The organism is Bacillus sp. URHA0034 (assembly GCF_056280405.1).
The window spans coordinates 4,766,186-4,783,946 of record NZ_JBWCDK010000002.1; the positions used below are offsets into that span (position 1 = coordinate 4,766,186).

Below are 17,761 nucleotides of genomic sequence, written 5' to 3' on the forward strand. Positions count from 1 at the left end.
CCAGCTTCAGCTCCTAGCCCCTCGATGGTTTACAGCCAATCCGTCCAAAAGGTTAAAGAGCAACCTTTCGGCCGGCTCGTCTTATGCTGTCGGGACTAACCAAGGCGCTTGCGCTTTGTTCTTCTTACTTACAAATATCTACCTCTAAATGGGCTACAGGCCACCAGAACGCACCGTCTTTTTCTAGAAGTTCATCTGCTTCCTTAGGACCCATTGTACCCGATTCGTAATTAGGGAACACCGCTTTTGTTTTTTCCCAAACAGCTGAAATTTTATCTACAAAAGCCCAAGAGTATGCTACTTCATCCCAATGTGTGAAATTGGTAGCATCTCCTCTCATACAATCATACAAGAGTTTTTCATAGCCTTCCGGAGTATTCATGGCATGTATGCCGGTATTGGCAAAGCTTAGTTTGACCTCCTGTGCATCAAGGTGTCCACCCGCTTTTTTGGCGTTTAAATGCAAGGTGATACCTTCTTCAGGTTGTATATGAATAACAAGGAGGTTTGGATTTAACATTTTTTCGGTTTGATAATATAAATTCATCGGAATATCCTTAAATTGGACGACAATTTTTGTTGATTTTGTGGCCATTCTTTTGCCGGTACGAATATAAAACGGTACACCTGCCCAGCGGAAATTATCAATCATAATCTTTCCTGCCACAAACGTTTCAGTATTTGATTCTTTGTCGACCATCGCTTCATCACGGTATTTAGGAACGTTAACATCCTCTATCATTCCTTCACCGTACTGTCCGCGTACAAAATATTGATCTACTTCATCACCTTCGACTGTTCTTAGGGATCTAAACACTCTTACCTTTTCAGACCTCACTTCATCGGTGGTAAGACTAATTGGCGGCTCCATTGCAAGCAATGCTACCATTTGCATCATATGATTTTGCAGCATATCCCGAAGAGCACCGCTTGTTTCATAGTAACGGCCGCGCTCTTCAACCCCAAGTGTTTCACTTGATGTAATTTGTATATTAGAAATATATCGGTTATTCCATAGGGGTTCAAAAATAGCATTGGCAAAACGAATGACCTCGATGTTTCGAACCATTTCCTTTCCTAAATAGTGGTCAATCCGGTATACCTCTTTTTCAGAAAAGGCACTTCTAATCTGTTGGTTTAACTTCTTAGCCGATTCTAAGTCGTGACCAAATGGCTTCTCGATAACAAGCCGCTTATATCCTTTAACGTCGGTGAGACCATCGGATTTTAAATGCAGGGCAATCGGACCAAAAAATTCTGGAGCCATTGCCAAGTAAAAGATTCGATTTCCTTCCAGGTCATAAGTTGCATCAATTTGATCGGCAAATTTTCTTAATGATACATAAGAACTGGAATCCGCTACATCATGTGATTGATAATAGAAATGGGAAACAAATTCATCAAGATTTTCTTTGTTTCCTAAGGCTGAAATAACCGATTCCTTTACAGATGCCTGAAAATCCTCATTGGAAAGGGACCTTCTTGCAACGCCAATCACGGCAAATTTGTCTAGTTTGTTCCGGGAAAATAAGCGGTAAAGCGAAGGAAATAATTTTCGTTTGGCCAAATCTCCAGTTGCTCCAAATATCATTATTAACGAAGTCATGTTTTGCTCCACGTTATGTAACCTCTTTTCTAATAGCCTGGTTTATGTATTTTTTGCTTTTATTTAATTTATATGTTTTCTTTAGGTTTCGCAAATATATTGAATTAAATGTAACAAAAAATTTTGATTTTGTTGTAGAACTCCAATGGGAGTGAGCATAAAAAAAAAGTTTATGATATAGTTATTCATAAAATGGAGAAGAGAGGAGCTTTCTATATTGGATATATTTTTCTTAGGAACAGGCGCTGGGATGCCGGCAAAACTACGAAATGTTACGTCCATTGCCCTCAAATTGCTTGAAGAGCGGGGGGCGGTCTGGCTTTTTGATGCAGGAGAGGCAACTCAGCATCAAATATTACATACATCTCTCAAACCACGGCGAATCGAAAAAATATTTATCACCCACCTCCATGGCGATCATATCTATGGGCTGCCAGGGCTGTTATCAAGCCGCTCCTTTCAAGGTGGAGAAACGGGTGTTACTGTCTACGGACCTAAGGGCATTAAAGAATATCTTCAGGTTAGTCTTTCATTAAGTCAAACGTATTTAAAGTACCCGTTAACCGTAAATGAAATTTCCGAGGGTATTATCTTTGAGGATGAGCAATTCAAAGTGGAGGCACGGCGGTTAGACCACGGAATTCCTTCCTACGGCTACAGGATTGTTGAGAGAGATAGACCGGGTACACTACTTGCCGACAAATTAAAGGAAGCAGGGGTACCACCAGGACCCATTTTTCGAAAAATAAAAAATGGTGAAACAGTCACACTTGAAGACGGCAGGGTTATTGAACCGGACAAGTTTCTTGGTCCTTCCCAAAAGGGGCGTGTTGTCACCATACTTGGGGACACCCGATTTTGTGAAAATTCCCGGTTGTTAGCAGAGGATGCGGATTTCTTAGTACATGAAGCCACCTTTGCAAAAGGAGAGGAGCAGCTTGCTTTTGATTATTTTCATTCGACCACAAGGCAGGCAGCTGAGATTGCTAAACAAGCCTCCTGTAAACATTTGTGTCTCACCCATATAAGCTCCCGGTATGACCGGCAGGCATGGCTCGAGCTTGTTGGCGAAGCAAAAGAAATTTTTCCGCAAACGGATATTGCTGAGGATTTTAAAGAATTTAACATCCCTTTCAGGTAATAAAAGCACTTACCATCTATGTTTGGTAAGTGCTTTTTGCTTTTAATTGGTCCAGCCGCGTTCATATTGTTTGGGTGTTTCAATGCTGACCCCCAGCTCCTTTGCAGCTGTCCGCGGCCAATAGGGGTCTCGCAATAATTCGCGGGCTAGTAAGACCAAATCGGCCCGCTCATTTTGTAAAATTTCTTCTGCTTGGATCGCAGAGGTTATTAAGCCGACTGCACCTGTAGCCATGTTTGCTCCATTCTTAATCGCTTCTGAATATTTTACTTGATATCCAGGAAAGACGTCGATATGTGCCGGTACAACAGCACCGGAACTAACATCAATTAAATCTACATTCTGCTCTTTCATCCACTCTGCAAAAGTTATATAATCTTCGGGTGTTAATCCTTCTTCATGATAATCATGGGCGGATACTCTTACAAATAAAGGTCCGTTCCAGACCGTTTTAACTGCATCAATAACCTCGCGAAGCAGACGGTAGCGGTTTTCAGCCGATCCACCATATTCATCGTCTCTTTTATTAGAGAGCGGTGAAAGAAATTGATTTAGTAAATAGCCGTGGGCACCGTGCAGTTCAATGACGTCAAATCCTGCTCTAGCTGCCCGTTCAGCTCCCCTTTTAAAGGCCTCGACAGTTTGTTTGATCTCCGTTATAGTCATTTCTTTAGGGGTTTTGGACTTATCGTTAAAAGCAATGGAGGAAGGTGCGAGAATTTCGCCGTCTAAGACTGCTTTTCTGCCGGCATGAGCAAGTTGTATTCCTGTCTTAGAGCCATGTTCTTTCATAAGGCCGACTAGTTCTTGTAAGCCTTCCACATGTTCATCACTCCATATACCTAAATCCTGAGGTGATATTCTGCCTTGCGGTGTTACTGCTGTTGCTTCTACAATAATGAGACCAACCTGGCCCACTGCTCTTGTCGTGTAATGAGTCCGATGCCAGTTTTGTACATGTCCGTCTTCAGTATGACTGGAATACATGCACATTGGTGACATGACGATTCTATTTTTAAACGTGACACCCTTAATGGTATAAGGGGAAAATAATTTTACTGCCATAAAGATTACCTCCAGTCCATTTCGCTAACCACTTTAAGTATAACAAAAGGACTGGAAATATTGTAAACTCCTGCCCTTAATCCTTTTCTCTTAGCTCACTTAACTTATAAGTTGTCCCACGCCAGACGATGCCTCCACGTTTAAATGTAAGAAAACTGGCTCGGATAATCGAATAAATAAAGAGTAAAGCAGTAATTGGTAAAACCAGAAACAAGGCAGGCGAGAACACAGTCATTTTCTTGATGACAATGAAATAAAGAATGCAGCTCGTTACAATGTTCCCCAGACTTAGCAGGACAATCGTTTTGTTTGCTGTAAAGATAGTGAAAAAGGGAAGGACATTAGTAACAAAGACCCCGAAAATAGAAAAAAACACCATGCTAATTCGATAATTTAAACCAGCAAACGTGTTTTTTTCCAGGCCGACAAATGCCTCTTTAAGACTACCATACCATTCTACTTCCATCAGCCGTAATGCAGAAACAATCCTTTGGCGGTATCCAGCTCTTTTCATTTTCATCCCAAGCTGCAGGTCATCATCCGGCCTCATTTTTAATTTCTTATGTGTTCCGAATGCTTCATATGCCTTTTTTGATACTAGGTTAAAGGCGCCGATCCCCGTTCCAATTTTGGATTTTGGATTATTGGCCATCCATGGCCGTTTAAAATAGGAAAATCCGAATAGAAAAAAGGCAACAAATGATTTCAGCCAGAAATGGTTGGCGCTTAAATTGGGTGCTGCAGTTAGGTGGTCTAATTGATGCTTTTCAAAATAATGCAATGCTTTTGCAAATGCCTCGGTTCCATATCTTACGTCAGCATCTGTAAACAGTATCCAATGTCCGGAAGCCTTAAGTGTTCCGTTATATAAGGCGTGGTTTTTGCCAAGCCACCCAGTAGGCAATTCCTTAATATGAAGGACCTTGATTCGGGAGTCTTCCCCTGCTAATCTGTCCATGATGGGTCCAGTGGCATCTGTAGAACGGTCATTAACGAGAATCCACTCAACATTTTTATAGGTTTGCTTTAACTGGCTTAGAATACTCTCTTCGATTTGCTTTTCTTCATTTCTTGCTGCTACGATGACAGAAAGGAGCGGCCCGGAATCCAGACCATCTTCTACTTCCAAAGAATCGAAGTTTCGAAATCCGAGCACGGCATCTATCAGAAAAACAATCCAAACTAGAATCCCGATGGTGAACAAAATAATTAAGATATTTTCCATTTCCCCAGTCCTTTGTATATTTTCTTAGCAGGCTGAAGTGTCTTTCAGTTAGTTTAAAAGCAGTGGGGATTATCTATACAAAATTCACAGGTGTTTGCTTACATTTAGTTCTGCACTTAAGCTCTTTCCCATTAATTTTGATTGGGCACTAGCAGCCTTGATACAAGATATAAATGCTTGCTGTACTCCGTATTCCTCTAAAACACGGATCCCTGCCTCAGTTGTTCCACCAGGACTGGTTACCTCCCGGCGCAGCTGTTCAGGTGATTTAGAGGAGTTTTTCACCATTTCAGCAGCACCGATAAGGGTTTGAACAATCAGTTCCTGAGCGATTTGCTTATCAAGGCCAATCTCATTCGCACTATTCTCCATTGCTTCGATAAGATAATAAATGTAGGCTGGACCGCTTCCTGACAACCCTGTCACAGCATCGAGCTGTTCCTCCTCGACCAATTTTGCTAAACCTACTGTCTCAAAAAGTTTCTTAATCGTTTCTAGCTGCTCGGTTGTAACCCGTTCATTTACGGCGATAGCAGTCGCGGATTTTCCGACTGCTGCCGATGTGTTAGGCATTGACCGGGCTATTGAAAGGGGTTTTCTTGCTAGAGTTTCAATGGTGCTCATCGATACACCTGCAAGGACGGAAACAATCAGCATGTCCTCGGTTAAATATTCATGAATACGGTAAATGGCGGTATCCGCATCCTTTGGCTTCATCGCAAGCATAACGATATCTGCCCCTTCAAAAAGAGTGCTCAATTCATACGTACTAGAGATGTCATAGCGTTCCTCAAGGAGAGCTAATCTTTCTCTATTACCATGATTGGTCACCCAAATGTGTTTTCTATCAATTAATTTATTCTCAAGTATGCCTGAAATGAAAGCTTCAGCCATTGATCCAGCACCCACAATTGCAATCTTTTTCATTGTTACTCCTCCTATTGAAATGAAGTGATTATGCTTGAAGATAGACAGTTTGTCAAGAGATTAATTATAAGAATTTTTTATTTTTTCAAAAAAAGGTTCGTTAAAAATGACAATAAATAAAAAAATGGCTAAACTTTCTTTATAAACTAAAATTTTAAAATACATTCTTTTAATTAAGATAAGGAGTTCTTTTAATGACAGAATGGAAAGATGGAATCGCGAAAATTACACTGCCAACGCCATTTCCCGTGGGCGATGTTAATGTCTATTTGATTAAGGGCGAGCGCTTAACATTAGTGGATGCGGGAGTAAAAACAGCTGAGTGCTGGAGTTCCTTCACAGAGCAGCTGGCTGAATTACAGTTAAGGCCACAGGATATTGAGCAGGTTGTTCTTACCCATCATCATCCTGACCATGTGGGGATGCTTGATTATTTTTCAGATTCGCTAGAGGTATACGGTCACCCTTTTAACGAAAGATGGATCCATCCTACCGAAGAATTCTTTCAATTACAGGAAGAATTTTTTAAAGTAAGTTTTAGGGAGTTTGGCCTTCCAGAAGAATATTTTTCATTCTTATCTCGGCTTCGAAGCCTTTTTATATATTCATGTAATCGCTCGTTGACAGGGCATTTAGTCGAGGGAATGAGCCCTATCGGACTTAGTGATTGGGAGGTAATTGAAACACCGGGCCATGCCCAAAGTCAAATTGCGCTTTTTCGCGAAAAGGATGGAATCCTAATTGCAGGTGATTTGATTTTGGCCCATATTTCACCTAATCCCTTACTCGAGCCCCCCGTGCCTGGGGAAACGGAAAGGCCGAAACCGCAGCTGCAGCATAATGATTCTATGAAAAATCTTTTATCCTACCCGATCCAATGTGTGTATACGGGCCATGGGGAGGAGGTCACTCAATTAGCCGAGCTGATTGAAAAAAGACTTACCAGGCAGCATGAGCGTGCAATGACGGTTTATAGCTGGCTGGAGAAAGAACCGCTCACGGTGTTTGAAATCTGTAAACGACTTTTTCCAACCATCTATCAGCGCGAATTGATGTTAACGATATCGGAAAGTGTGGCCCAGCTTGACTATTTATTATCTATCGGGGAAATTATTAGTAGTACTAATAAGCCCGTTCTCTATCAGGCAAGGGTTTAATAGATAGGGCTGTAACTCTGATGGGGTGTTAAAATGGTGAGGGAACAATTGAAAGGTAAAAATATCGTTATTACAGGTGCCTCCGGCGGAATTGGCGCAGAAATTGCCAAGCTTTGTGCTGAGAGTGGCGCTAATTTGGTCCTGTTGGCACGGAGTCTGGATAAACTCGAGCAGCTGCAATCTAATTTAGTGGGGCTTCATCAAATACGAGTCGATGTGTTCCAGTTGGATGTATCAGATACAGACCAAGTAAAAGTGGTTTTTGGACAAATCTTTGAAAAAATAGGTCACATTGATATTCTGGTTAATAATGCGGGTTTTGGAATATTTCGTGAAGCCCATGAAGCCGCAATGGATGAAATTAAAGGCATGTTTAATGTCAATGTCATCGGCTTGATGGCATGCACCAGCATGGTCTTACCGAAGATGCGGGAACGCCGCTTTGGTCATATTATTAATATCGCCTCTCAGGCTGGCAAGCTTGCGACGCCAAAGTCGAGTGTTTATTCAGCAACAAAGCATGCCGTTCTCGGCTACACAAATGCCCTTAGAATGGAACTTGATGATTATCACGTCCAAGTGACTTCGGTCAATCCAGGACCGATTGCGACTAACTTTTTTAATATTGCTGATGAACAGGGCACCTACGTAAAAAATGTCCAGAGGTTCATGCTGCAGCCTAGGTATGTGGCTGAAAAAGTAGTCGATAGCATGCTGACAAAAACACGAGAAATTAATCTTCCGCGCTGGATGAACATGGGAAGTGTTGTTTATGTTCTATTCCCACGGCTGTTTGAGCGAATCGGAAAACGAGTACTTAATTCTAAATAGAAAGATGGAAAAAGCTGCTTTTTCAAAAGAAGGCAGCTTTTTCATGTCTCTTTTTTAGAAATGGTATAATGGATTAATTCTTAGATAGATAGAACTGTCTTCGGGAAGGAGTCAGGGATTTTTGAGTATTAAAATAAATCAAAAAATGATTAAAGAATTGTGCGGGACTGTCTCCTTTAAAAGAGGCGAGGCATTTTTCCGCTCTAATAAAGTATCGTTCGAACAATTTGGACCTGAGCGATATGCTGCAATCGTCTCTGGAACAGAGAACTTTAACGTTGTAATCGAAAAGGAAGACCAAGAGCATTTTTTATCCAGATGCAGCTGCCCTAAACTGGCATCTTTTCAAAAGGATTGTCAGCATATTGCCGCCGTTTTGTTAGCCATTCATGATTTTCAAATGAAAGGAACCAGCCCGGTCAGTTCAGCCCCTGTTAAACGAGGAGAATTGGCTGCAGGTATGCTGAACATTTTTCAAAACAAACCGAGGCGTCCCAGTGGTCATCAGCTTCATTTTGAAAATAGGACAGTACTTGATCTGGAATTTATGATCAAACCCATAATGGATAAAAGAGGACATCCTTCACTTGGAATAGAGCTGTTCATTGAACGAATGAAAGTGCAGCATATCCGGAGTTTCTTAGAAGGGGTCCAATCTGGTCATTCAACCCAGCTTTCTAATAGGTTTTTGTATGATCCGAGCCTGCACTGTTTTCAATCAGAGTCAGATTCCATTATTCAGCACCTCGTTCAGATCATTCAGGATGGGGCAGAATTATCCGATTTTAATAATACAGAATTGATGCCAATCCCACCGTCTTCTTGGAAGCAGCTGCAAACCCTGCTAACGAAGGCCCCTCTCGTAAAGATGGAAAATGACGGGATTATATTTAATAGTCTACAAATAACAGAGGAGTTGCCGCCCTTACAATTTGAATTTTTGGAGGCTGAAACCAATGGCTATTGGTTAAAGGTAAACGGACTGTCGCGTATGGTTGTCTTAACTGCTTATAATTCCGTATTGTCTGCCGGAAAAATAATTAACTTGAACACTGAAGATTGTCAGCATTTGACGGAGCTTAAACAGATGTTAGATACCTCGGGAACTAACCAAATTTTTATTCACCAGCAGCAAATAGCGCCTTTTTTCGAAAAGGTAGTACCCGGTTTGCGAAAATTAGGTCATATTCAGTTATCAAATGCCCTAGCTAGAACGTTTATGAAAACAACGTTGACAGCGAAACTGTTCTTAGACCGGGTGAAAAATCGGCTGCTTGCCGGCCTTGAGTTTCATTATGAAAATCTAGTGATCAATCCTTTGGAAGATAACACTGTCTTTGCCGGCGTTCGGATTATCAGAGATAAAGAGAAAGAAGAGCAGATTTTAAGCTTAATGGAGGAGAGTTCCTTTGTTAAAACTGACAGCGGTTATTTTTTACACAATGAAGAATTGGAATATGAATTTCTTTACCATGTTGTCCCAAAGCTGCAAAAGCAGGTACAAATTTATGCGACGACTGCAATAAGAAATCGAATCTTTAGGGGACCCTCCCACCCGGCTCTCAGAGTAAGCTTGAAAAAAGAACGAACGAATTGGCTGGAATTTAAATTCGAGCTCGATGGCATTTCTCAGCAGCAAATCAAAGAGGTATTAATGGCATTAGAAGAAAAGCGTAAATATTACCGCCTGCCGAGCGGCAGTCTTCTCTCATTAGAGACAAGAGAGTTTGAAGAAATTCAGCGTTTCTTAAAAGAACTTCCTGTCCAGAGGAATGAGATTGAAAACACCTTTGAGGTTTCTATTATGCAGGGGCTCTCGCTTTTCGATTCGGTGGATGACAGTAAGGTGTTAAGGATGGAGGACTCATTTCAACAGTTTCTTGAAACATTAAGAAATCCCAACAGTCTAAGCTTTGAGGTGCCGGTGAGCGTGCAGTCCATTCTGCGTGATTATCAAAAACACGGTTATCGATGGATGAAGACGCTTGCTCATTATGGTTTTGGCGGAATTCTTGCGGACGATATGGGACTTGGGAAAACCTTGCAGAGTATTACCTTTATTGTATCAGAGCTTACCTCTATTCGGGATCGAAAACAGCCAGTTCTTATCGTTTGTCCTTCCTCTTTATCCTACAACTGGTTAAATGAAATAATGAAATTTGCTCCTGAACTACAATCGGTTGTAGTGGATGGTAATCAGCGGGAAAGGAATAGGATTCAGAGTGAGGCTATGGAAGTAGATGTGCTGATCACCTCCTATCCGCTCTTGCGCCGGGATATTCAATGGTATGAGAAACAATCCTTTCACACGATCTTTTTTGATGAGGCGCAGGCTTTTAAAAACCCAGTCACGCAAACGGCAAGGAGTGTAAAAAGGCTTAGGTCCGACTATCGCTTCGCTCTCACCGGCACACCGGTTGAGAATACACCAGAAGAATTGTGGTCGATTTTTCATGTTGTCTTTCCTGAATTATTTAAGGGACTAAGAGAATTTAGCCATCTTACCAAGAAGAAGATTGCTCGTAGAGTGCGCCCCTTTTTGCTGCGGAGGATGAAAGAGGATGTAGCTTCTGAGCTTCCTAAAAAGCTCGAATCCCTAGAAATGGCGGAGCTTCTTCCAGACCAAAAGAAGCTGTATGCGGCTTATTTGGCGAAATTAAGGGAGGATACGTTGAAGCATCTTGATAAGGAGACGATTAGGAAAAATCGGATAAAAATTCTCGCTGGTTTAACTCGTTTGCGGCAGATTTGTTGCCATCCAGGCCTGTTTGTTGACGGTTATAAAGGGAGTTCTGCAAAATTGGATATGCTGCTCAGAATTGTGGAAGAGTCCCGGATGTCCGGACGCCGGGTCCTGATTTTTTCACAGTTTACCAAAATGCTTGGACTAATAGGGCGAAATTTGAGCATGATGGGACTGTCTTTTTTCTACCTGGATGGTCAAACTCCCTCTCAAGAAAGAGTAGAAATCTGCCGTCGTTTTAATGAAGGTGAACGGGACTTTTTCTTGATTTCATTGAAAGCCGGCGGGACAGGCCTCAATTTGACAGGGGCTGATACGGTCATTCTGTATGATATTTGGTGGAATCCTGCCGTTGAGGACCAAGCAGCCGACCGGGCCCATCGCATTGGTCAAAAAAATGTTGTCCAAGTTATTAAGCTTGTGACCCGTGGGACTATTGAGGAGAAAATCAGTGAACTTCAGGATAAAAAGCGGCACCTGATTGAAGAAATTATTCATTCTTCTGATGATCAGAAAAATTCCCTTTTAACCGAAGAAGATATTCGTGAAATCTTATCCTAATATAGAAATAATTGGAAGAGGTGGCCCAAAAGGTAGTTGATGAATATTTTTTCACACTCTGTTGATTGGAGCGGAAGGCGCGATGACTCCTGCGGGAGTACGGGGCAGGGGAGATCCCACAGGAACGAAGCGACAAGGAGGCTCCCCGTACCGCCCGCGAACCGCTCGCGCCTGGAGCGGAAATCAACAGACTAGTTTAATGCATAAAAAAGAAGGTGCCCTAAAAGTTATACTTCTGGGACACCTTCTTCTTGTTAATTCGTTAAAAATTCATAGACGACATCATTTACAACCTCATACAAATCCGCTCCGGGTTCGCCCTTTTTCCATTCAAGAATCCGATCCGTTAACTGTTCCAAATCCTGTTCGCTTACCGGGATGGAATCCGTTTCGTAATATTGTTTAAAACAATTTTTGATCATTTTGATGACTAGTTTTTTCTCCATCACGACACCTCACCTTCATTATAACGTTTTTCTCGATGGGAAACCGCTCAAAAATTTCCATTGAATACGAACGCATATTCCCTTAAAATATGAATAGAATAAAGAACAAACGTTCGATAATAAAACTGTGAGGGAAACGTCATGATTGATTACAGCGCGATGCCGAAAAGTAAAATTTTATGTGTGGACATGAAGAGTTTTTATGCAAGCTGTTCCGCTGTTATGGAAGGTCTTGACCCTTTGAATTGCTATTTGGCCGTTGTGGGTGAGAAAAAGCGGCAGGGGAGTATCGTGCTTGCGGCTTCACCGAGCTTAAAAAAGGAGTTTGGCATTAAAACGGGTTCACGTTTGTTTGAAATACCGGATGACCCCAGGATTAAAATTGTCGAGCCCAAAATGGCTACTTATTTACGGATTTCAACGGAAATTACCCGTGTATTTAACCGCTATGTTCCAAAGGAAGCAATCCATGTCTATAGTGTCGATGAAAGCTTTATTAAAGTTGATGGTGCTGTTCAACTGTGGGGGGATGCCTATACAATTGCCGAAAAAATAAAAAAGGATATTGAGCGGGAATTTCAGCTGCCATGTGCCGTTGGTATTGGACCTAATATGTTATTAGCAAAGCTTTGCCTTGACCTTGATGCCAAGAAAAAAGGGGTCGCTGAATGGACATATGAAGATGTTCAGACCAAACTTTGGAATGTGTCACCACTGCGAGAAATGTGGGGAATCGGCAGACGCGTTGAAAAAACATTAAATAGCATGGGTATTTTTACCGTTGGTCAATTGGCCCGTTATGATTTAGAAAAGCTGGAAAAGAAATTCGGGATTATGGGAAACCAGCTTTATTATCATGCTTGGGGAGTTGACCTATCCGATTTAGGAGCACCGATTATCCAAGGACAAATCAGCTTTGGGAAGAGTCAAATTTTGTTAAGGGATTATAAAGAGGAAGAGGAGATCAAGGCTGTCATGTTAGAAATATGTGAAGAGGTTGCCAGAAGAGCACGCACCCATCGGAAAGCGGGAAGAACGATTAGTCTCGGAGTGGGTTATAGTCAAGATGAATTTGGCGGCGGCTTTCATCGTTCTCGAACCATCATGCAGCCAACAAATGTAACAATGGAGCTTTATCGTGTCTGCCTCCAATTATTTAAAGAACATTATAGTGGAAAAACCGTAAGGCAAATTTCAATCGCGATTGGAAATATTGTCGACGACCGGGAAATGCAGCTTGATTTGTTTGACATGGGGGCGTCTAAGAGACGGGAGCTTGGGTATGTGGTTGATTCAATCCGCAGGCGTTTTGGGTCAGGCTCTTTGCTCCGGGCTGTTTCCTATACGGCTGCTGGAACGGCTAAACATCGAGCCACATTGGTTGGGGGACATAAAATGTAATGAAAGAAGGAAATACCTATGATTCGTGACCGCGGAAAAATCAAATGGACGTCGATGATGCTTCCTGAACACGTCAAATTACTTAGGGATTGGGTAAAAGAAGATCGATACGAGCAGAAAAAGGAAATGGATGAGCAGCAGCTAGAGCTAATGAACGAAACCTTGTCTGAAGCAATTGAGTTTAACCAGTTTGTTACGATTACTCATTATCGAAATCAAAACTATGAAATGGTTATTGGTAAAATCCATTATTGGGATGAATTAACGCAAAAGCTTCATGTGGTGGACCGTTTTGAAGAGGTGCACCGGATACGGATTCCCGATATTGCTGATATTCGGTTAACTGATATGTAACATATAAAAAGAGCGGCTTAGCAGAAAGCCGCCCAAATTATCTATTCTTCCTTATTCACTCTAACTTGTGATTCAAACTTTCCTTTGTGAGAGCCGTCGCAGAATGGTTTATTATTAGACAAACCACAGCGGCAGAGAGAAAAGGATGGCTTAGTAGAATATACATTGCCTTCGCCATCAAGTAATTCCACATCACCGGTAATTCTAAGTGAACCATTATCATTGACCTTTATTTGAACCTTTGACATGTTAAGCACCCCTTATAAAAATTCGTCTTAACAATGAGAATAAATGGAATTACAAGGAAAAGCAACCAGAATATAATCATAAATTTAGCTTGGAAGTGCATGGTCGACATATTTTTGCAAAAACTCATCGATAGCCCGTTCATAATCAGCGCGATTTTCATTGAAAGACTGAGCATGACGTCCATTCTCCGCAATAAAAAGCATTTTTGGACCTTTTTTTTGCTCAAATAAATCCTTAGACATAGAGGGCAAAATAAAATCATCTTTTTTACTATGGATAAACAATACGGGGTGTTTAATATTTTCGATCACCGTAATCGGAGAAACATGCCGTATCGAATATTTGTCACGCAGGCGTAAAAATGCATCCCCAATTGGCAGTAAGAGGCCCGGGATGATTTTAAAGTCTTTTTTGATAAGATAGGCGAGCTGTTGCTTGAAATCAGAGAAGGGGCAATCCGCAATGTAAAAATCGGCCCCATCTTCTAATAGTCCGGCATACAAAAGCATGGTAGCAGCACCCATCGATTCCCCGTGAATCCCGAGTTCAAGCTGAGGACCGATTTCCTGCTTCAGCCAATCAACAACGGTTTTTAAATCGAACTTTTCATAGTGGCCAAAACTCGTTGTTTTTCCTCCCGATTGTCCGTGACGGCGATGGTCGTAAATTAAGGTATTAAAGCCGCGCTCTAAGAAAAGATTTGCATATTTAATGGAGTTGATTTTATTTTCCGTGACACCATGAGAAATAATCACATACCGATTCGTCTGGTGTGGTTCAACAAGCAGTGCTTTAATGATATATCCAAATGGAGAAGGGATGTCCACGTCCCGTTTTGGAAGCGACTCAAATTCTTCAGGATTATACCTGCCCGCTTCTTTTTCCCGCCTGAGAATTAATTCCTCGTCCTTCTTTTTCATATACATCAGACGGTTTGTAAAATACAAACCGAGAGATACCCAGAAAAACAACAATATAAACAAAGCCCGGAATGCCTTTTTCATGCTGGCACCTCCCATAGGAATAAAGTTTAGTAATAAAATATGTAAGAAAACTACACGCTGCCCATAAATTAACAAATTTAATTTTAACATAAAAAAAGCCGCTGACATCAATGAGCGGCTTTAAATATAGGCGCTTCCGCTTTTCTTATTGCTCAGAGTTTTGTCTTTTCGTTGGGTGGAGGGCTTTTTCGAGTTCTTCAGCAGCAATCATTCGTTTGCCGCCGCCTGCTGTGTCCGCATAATTTTTTCCGCTTTGACTGTTTCCTTTTTCCCGCTTCTGGCTCATATTCAGTCTCCCTTCCTAGTAGTCTCAATTATTATGATGGTTGATGAGCAGACTGATTATTCATAAGAAGTTTAGCTAAACCGTTTGGGCATGAAGGCGGTAATAGCCGGTCTCTATTTTCCTTGAAAGATAAGGGATGACAATTTCAATAGCAGCGATTAATTTATCGAGGTCAATGCCTGTTGCGATTCCCATTCTTTCCAGCATATAAACAACATCCTCGGTAGCGGCGTTTCCTGCGGCACCAGGAGCAAACGGGCAGCCGCCAAGACCCCCGGCAGATGTATCAAACCGATCAATTCCTGCTTGGAGGGCAGCGAGTATATTCGCAAGGGCTAGCTTGCGCGTATCATGAAAATGGGCGGTAATATGGATTTCATTAAACTCAGCCTTTAGTTGGGAAAACAGAGAGAAGGATTCATTTGGGGCTGCCATACCAATCGTGTCGGCGACACTTAGTTCATCAACTCCAGCAAGGACAAATTCACGGCAGAGCTCTAACGTATCTTTCTCGCTTATTTTTCCTTCATAAGGACAATAGAAGGCTGTAGAAATACAGGCCCGGACAAAATAATTCTTTTCTTTTAATTCACGGATAATCGGCTTTAGTTCTGCCATACTGTCTCGAGTTGTTTTATTGATGTTCTTTAGATTAAAGCTATTGCTAACACCGACAAATACAGCAACCGCTTGGCAATTGGTCGAATAAACCCGATCAATTCCTCTCCGATTAGGGGCAAGGACGATGTTTCTCGTTTTCTCATCAAGACAATCGGCTGTGATTTCAGCAGCATCTCCCATTTGCGGCACCCATTTTGGTGAAACGAACGACGTCAGCTCCATTTCCTTAAGGCCGGCACTCCTTAAACTGGTAATAAATTGTTTTTTGATATTAGTTGGGACTAATAGCTTCTCATTTTGAAGTCCATCGCGCGGACCAACTTCAATAATCGTCACTTTTTCAGGTAAATTTAACATCATCTTCCCCCTCCCAAGTACATACCTTCATTGTAGTGGTATTAATTTCTGAAAAGCAATAGTTAATGGAATTTTGACAAAATTAGAGGAATTTTTAACGAAAAAGTAGAAGTAGTAAGAATTAAGGGATTGTAAGGTGTTAGTGAAACATTACTTAAAGGGGAGAGAGAAAGGATGAAGAAAATTTGTACGTCCTTCCAAGAGGCAGTTGCCGATATCCAGGATGGGTCAACATTGATGGTTGGCGGATTTGGTTTATGCGGCATTCCAGAAAATCTAATATTAGCTTTAGCCGATAAGGGAGTGAAGGATTTAACCGTCATTTCAAATAATTGCGGGATTGATGAATGGGGCTTAGGTCTTCTATTAAATAATAAACAAATAAAAAAAATGATAGGCTCCTATGTTGGTGAAAATAAAGAGTTTGAAAGACAGGTATTAACAGGAGAATTGGAAGTAGAATTAACTCCTCAAGGAACACTAGCTGAAAAAATTCGGGCCGGTGGTGCTGGTATTCCAGCCTTTTATACTCCTGCAGGGGTAGGGACACCCATTGCAGATGGGAAAGAAACAAAGTTGTTTAATGGGCGCGAATATCTGTTAGAAGAGGCACTGACAGCTGATTTTAGCCTCGTAAGGGCATGGAAAGGCGATAAGATGGGAAATCTCGTTTATCACAAAACGGCCCGAAACTTTAATCCGATGATTGCAGCTGCGGGAAAAGTAACAATCGCAGAAGTGGAAGCGCTTTACGAAATAGGCGAACTGGATCCTAATTTCATTCATACACCAAGTATTTATGTTCAGACGATTATTGAGGGAAAACAAGAAAAACGTATAGAAAGATTAACTGTAAAAAAATAGAGTGGGGGAAGGAGTAAAAGTGATGGCAAATGATAAAGCCAATGTTAGAGAAAGAATTGCAATAAGGGCAGAAAAGGAGATCGAGAATGGCTATTATGTAAACCTTGGAATTGGTATGCCCACCCTCGTTGCCAATTATATAGCAGAGAATAAGCAAGTTGTCTTGCAATCAGAAAACGGTCTTCTTGGGATAGGCCCTTATCCGCATGAAGAAGAAGTCGATCCAGATTTAATTAATGCAGGGAAAGAAACAGTCACGGCCATTAGTGGGGCAGCCTATTTTGATAGTGCCGAATCATTCGCAATGATTCGCGGGGGGCATGTCCATTTGGCAATCCTCGGTGGAATGGAAGTATCGGAAACAGGGGATTTGGCCAACTGGATGATTCCAGGAAAAATGATTAAAGGAATGGGCGGCGCTATGGACCTTGTCCATGGGGCACAGAAAATCATTGTTATTATGGAGCATGTCAACAAAAAAGGTGAATCAAAGATATTAAAACAATGTACATTACCGCTAACCGGAAAAGGTGTAGTGAATCGAATTATCACAGAGCGTGCGGTAATGGATGTGACCGATTCAGGGTTAAGACTTGTAGAAGTGGCAAGTGGGTATACCGTGGAAGAGGTTGTTAAGTCAACAGAGGCCAAACTAAATGTCGACCAAAATGTTATATTGGATGCTTATTAATCATACAAACAGGCTGGCGGGCACTAGGGCACTGAAAAACCGTCAGTTTGTTAAGAATCTTAAAGTAACAACAAAAAAGGTATAATTTCTCTTAATGTTGAGAGATTATACCTTTTTTAATTTAGACTAAGTAAAAGAACTCTGTTGATTGGAGCGGAAGGCGGCGAAGACTCATGCGGGAGTACGGGACAGGGGAGACCCCGCAGGCGCTAGCGCCAAGGTGCTCCCCGGC

17 protein-coding genes are annotated in these 17,761 nt (G+C 41.6%); 8 read left to right on the forward strand and 9 right to left on the reverse strand.

What is annotated here, in order from left to right; translation table 11 throughout:
* Nucleotides 1–124: 124 nt before the first annotated feature.
* Entirely contained in the window at nt 125–1,591 is a 1,467-nt protein-coding gene (gene zwf, locus ACZ9EE_RS24965; RefSeq protein ID WP_476033085.1) for a glucose-6-phosphate dehydrogenase, read from the reverse strand.
* Nucleotides 1,592–1,823: 232 nt separating this feature from the next.
* On the opposite strand from zwf, the gene rnz reads away from it, so the two are divergent.
* Nucleotides 1,824–2,747 (forward strand): ribonuclease Z, encoded by a 924-nt coding sequence (gene rnz / locus ACZ9EE_RS24970; protein ID WP_476031323.1) that lies wholly within the window; start codon nt 1,824–1,826, stop codon nt 2,745–2,747.
* A 42-nt stretch (nt 2,748–2,789) separates the two neighbouring features.
* On the opposite strand, the gene namA is transcribed toward rnz, so the two are convergent.
* The 3 genes from namA to proC all read right to left on the reverse strand — a co-directional run bounded on the left by namA (nt 2,790) and on the right by proC (nt 5,964).
* On the reverse strand, nt 2,790–3,812 hold the full coding sequence (namA, locus tag ACZ9EE_RS24975) for an NADPH dehydrogenase NamA (protein ID WP_476031324.1): 1,023 nt from the start codon (nt 3,810–3,812) through the stop codon (nt 2,790–2,792).
* Between the two features lie 76 nt (nt 3,813–3,888).
* Nucleotides 3,889–5,037, reverse strand: a complete 1,149-nt coding sequence (locus ACZ9EE_RS24980; protein ID WP_476031325.1) for a glycosyltransferase family 2 protein — start codon at nt 5,035–5,037, stop codon at nt 3,889–3,891.
* A gap of 84 nt (nt 5,038–5,121) precedes the next feature.
* Entirely contained in the window at nt 5,122–5,964 is an 843-nt protein-coding gene (gene proC, locus ACZ9EE_RS24985) for a pyrroline-5-carboxylate reductase (RefSeq protein ID WP_476031326.1), read from the reverse strand.
* Between the two features lie 194 nt (nt 5,965–6,158).
* Here proC and ACZ9EE_RS24990 point away from each other — a divergent pair, with 194 nt between their 5' ends.
* The 3 genes from ACZ9EE_RS24990 (at nt 6,159) to ACZ9EE_RS25000 (ending at nt 11,256) form a co-directional block, all read left to right on the forward strand.
* Entirely contained in the window at nt 6,159–7,121 is a 963-nt protein-coding gene (locus ACZ9EE_RS24990) for an MBL fold metallo-hydrolase (protein ID WP_476031327.1), read from the forward strand.
* Nucleotides 7,122–7,154: 33 nt separating this feature from the next.
* Complete coding sequence (locus tag ACZ9EE_RS24995; RefSeq protein ID WP_476031328.1) at nt 7,155–7,952, forward strand: SDR family NAD(P)-dependent oxidoreductase; 798 nt, start codon at nt 7,155–7,157, stop codon at nt 7,950–7,952.
* Nucleotides 7,953–8,073: 121 nt separating this feature from the next.
* Complete coding sequence (locus tag ACZ9EE_RS25000; RefSeq protein ID WP_476031329.1) at nt 8,074–11,256, forward strand: SNF2 helicase associated domain-containing protein; 3,183 nt, start codon at nt 8,074–8,076, stop codon at nt 11,254–11,256.
* A 254-nt stretch (nt 11,257–11,510) separates the two neighbouring features.
* Here the strand turns inward: ACZ9EE_RS25000 and ACZ9EE_RS25005 are convergent, their stop codons facing one another.
* Nucleotides 11,511–11,702 carry a YqzH family protein gene (locus ACZ9EE_RS25005; RefSeq protein ID WP_476031330.1) on the reverse strand — a complete coding sequence of 64 codons (192 nt, stop codon included), beginning with the start codon at nt 11,700–11,702 and terminating at the stop codon, nt 11,511–11,513.
* 141 nt (nt 11,703–11,843) lie between these two features.
* Here ACZ9EE_RS25005 and ACZ9EE_RS25010 point away from each other — a divergent pair, with 141 nt between their 5' ends.
* Nucleotides 11,844–13,103 (forward strand): Y-family DNA polymerase, encoded by a 1,260-nt coding sequence (locus tag ACZ9EE_RS25010; RefSeq protein ID WP_476031331.1) that lies wholly within the window; start codon nt 11,844–11,846, stop codon nt 13,101–13,103.
* Between the two features lie 18 nt (nt 13,104–13,121).
* Nucleotides 13,122–13,457: a YolD-like family protein gene (locus ACZ9EE_RS25015; protein WP_476031332.1), complete on the forward strand. Its 336-nt coding sequence runs from the start codon at nt 13,122–13,124 to the stop codon at nt 13,455–13,457.
* A gap of 41 nt (nt 13,458–13,498) precedes the next feature.
* Here the strand turns inward: ACZ9EE_RS25015 and ACZ9EE_RS25020 are convergent, their stop codons facing one another.
* From ACZ9EE_RS25020 to ACZ9EE_RS25035, 4 genes are all read right to left on the reverse strand, one after another.
* On the reverse strand, nt 13,499–13,705 hold the full coding sequence (locus tag ACZ9EE_RS25020; protein ID WP_098532463.1) for a CDGSH iron-sulfur domain-containing protein: 207 nt from the start codon (nt 13,703–13,705) through the stop codon (nt 13,499–13,501).
* Nucleotides 13,706–13,789: 84 nt separating this feature from the next.
* Complete coding sequence (locus ACZ9EE_RS25025) at nt 13,790–14,710, reverse strand: alpha/beta hydrolase (RefSeq protein ID WP_476031333.1); 921 nt, start codon at nt 14,708–14,710, stop codon at nt 13,790–13,792.
* A 145-nt stretch (nt 14,711–14,855) separates the two neighbouring features.
* The gene (locus tag ACZ9EE_RS25030; RefSeq protein ID WP_176541399.1) at nt 14,856–14,996 is read right to left on the reverse strand and encodes a hypothetical protein; all 141 of its coding nucleotides are present in this window, start codon (nt 14,994–14,996) and stop codon (nt 14,856–14,858) included.
* A 75-nt stretch (nt 14,997–15,071) separates the two neighbouring features.
* Nucleotides 15,072–15,977, reverse strand: coding sequence for a hydroxymethylglutaryl-CoA lyase (locus tag ACZ9EE_RS25035; RefSeq protein WP_476031334.1), 906 nt, complete (start codon nt 15,975–15,977; stop codon nt 15,072–15,074).
* A 171-nt stretch (nt 15,978–16,148) separates the two neighbouring features.
* Between ACZ9EE_RS25035 and ACZ9EE_RS25040 the strand changes: the two genes are divergently transcribed.
* Both ACZ9EE_RS25040 and ACZ9EE_RS25045 read left to right on the forward strand, forming a co-directional pair.
* Complete coding sequence (locus tag ACZ9EE_RS25040; RefSeq protein WP_476031335.1) at nt 16,149–16,838, forward strand: CoA transferase subunit A; 690 nt, start codon at nt 16,149–16,151, stop codon at nt 16,836–16,838.
* Nucleotides 16,839–16,860: 22 nt separating this feature from the next.
* Complete coding sequence (locus tag ACZ9EE_RS25045; RefSeq protein WP_476031336.1) at nt 16,861–17,529, forward strand: CoA transferase subunit B; 669 nt, start codon at nt 16,861–16,863, stop codon at nt 17,527–17,529.
* Nucleotides 17,530–17,761 lie beyond the last annotated feature (232 nt).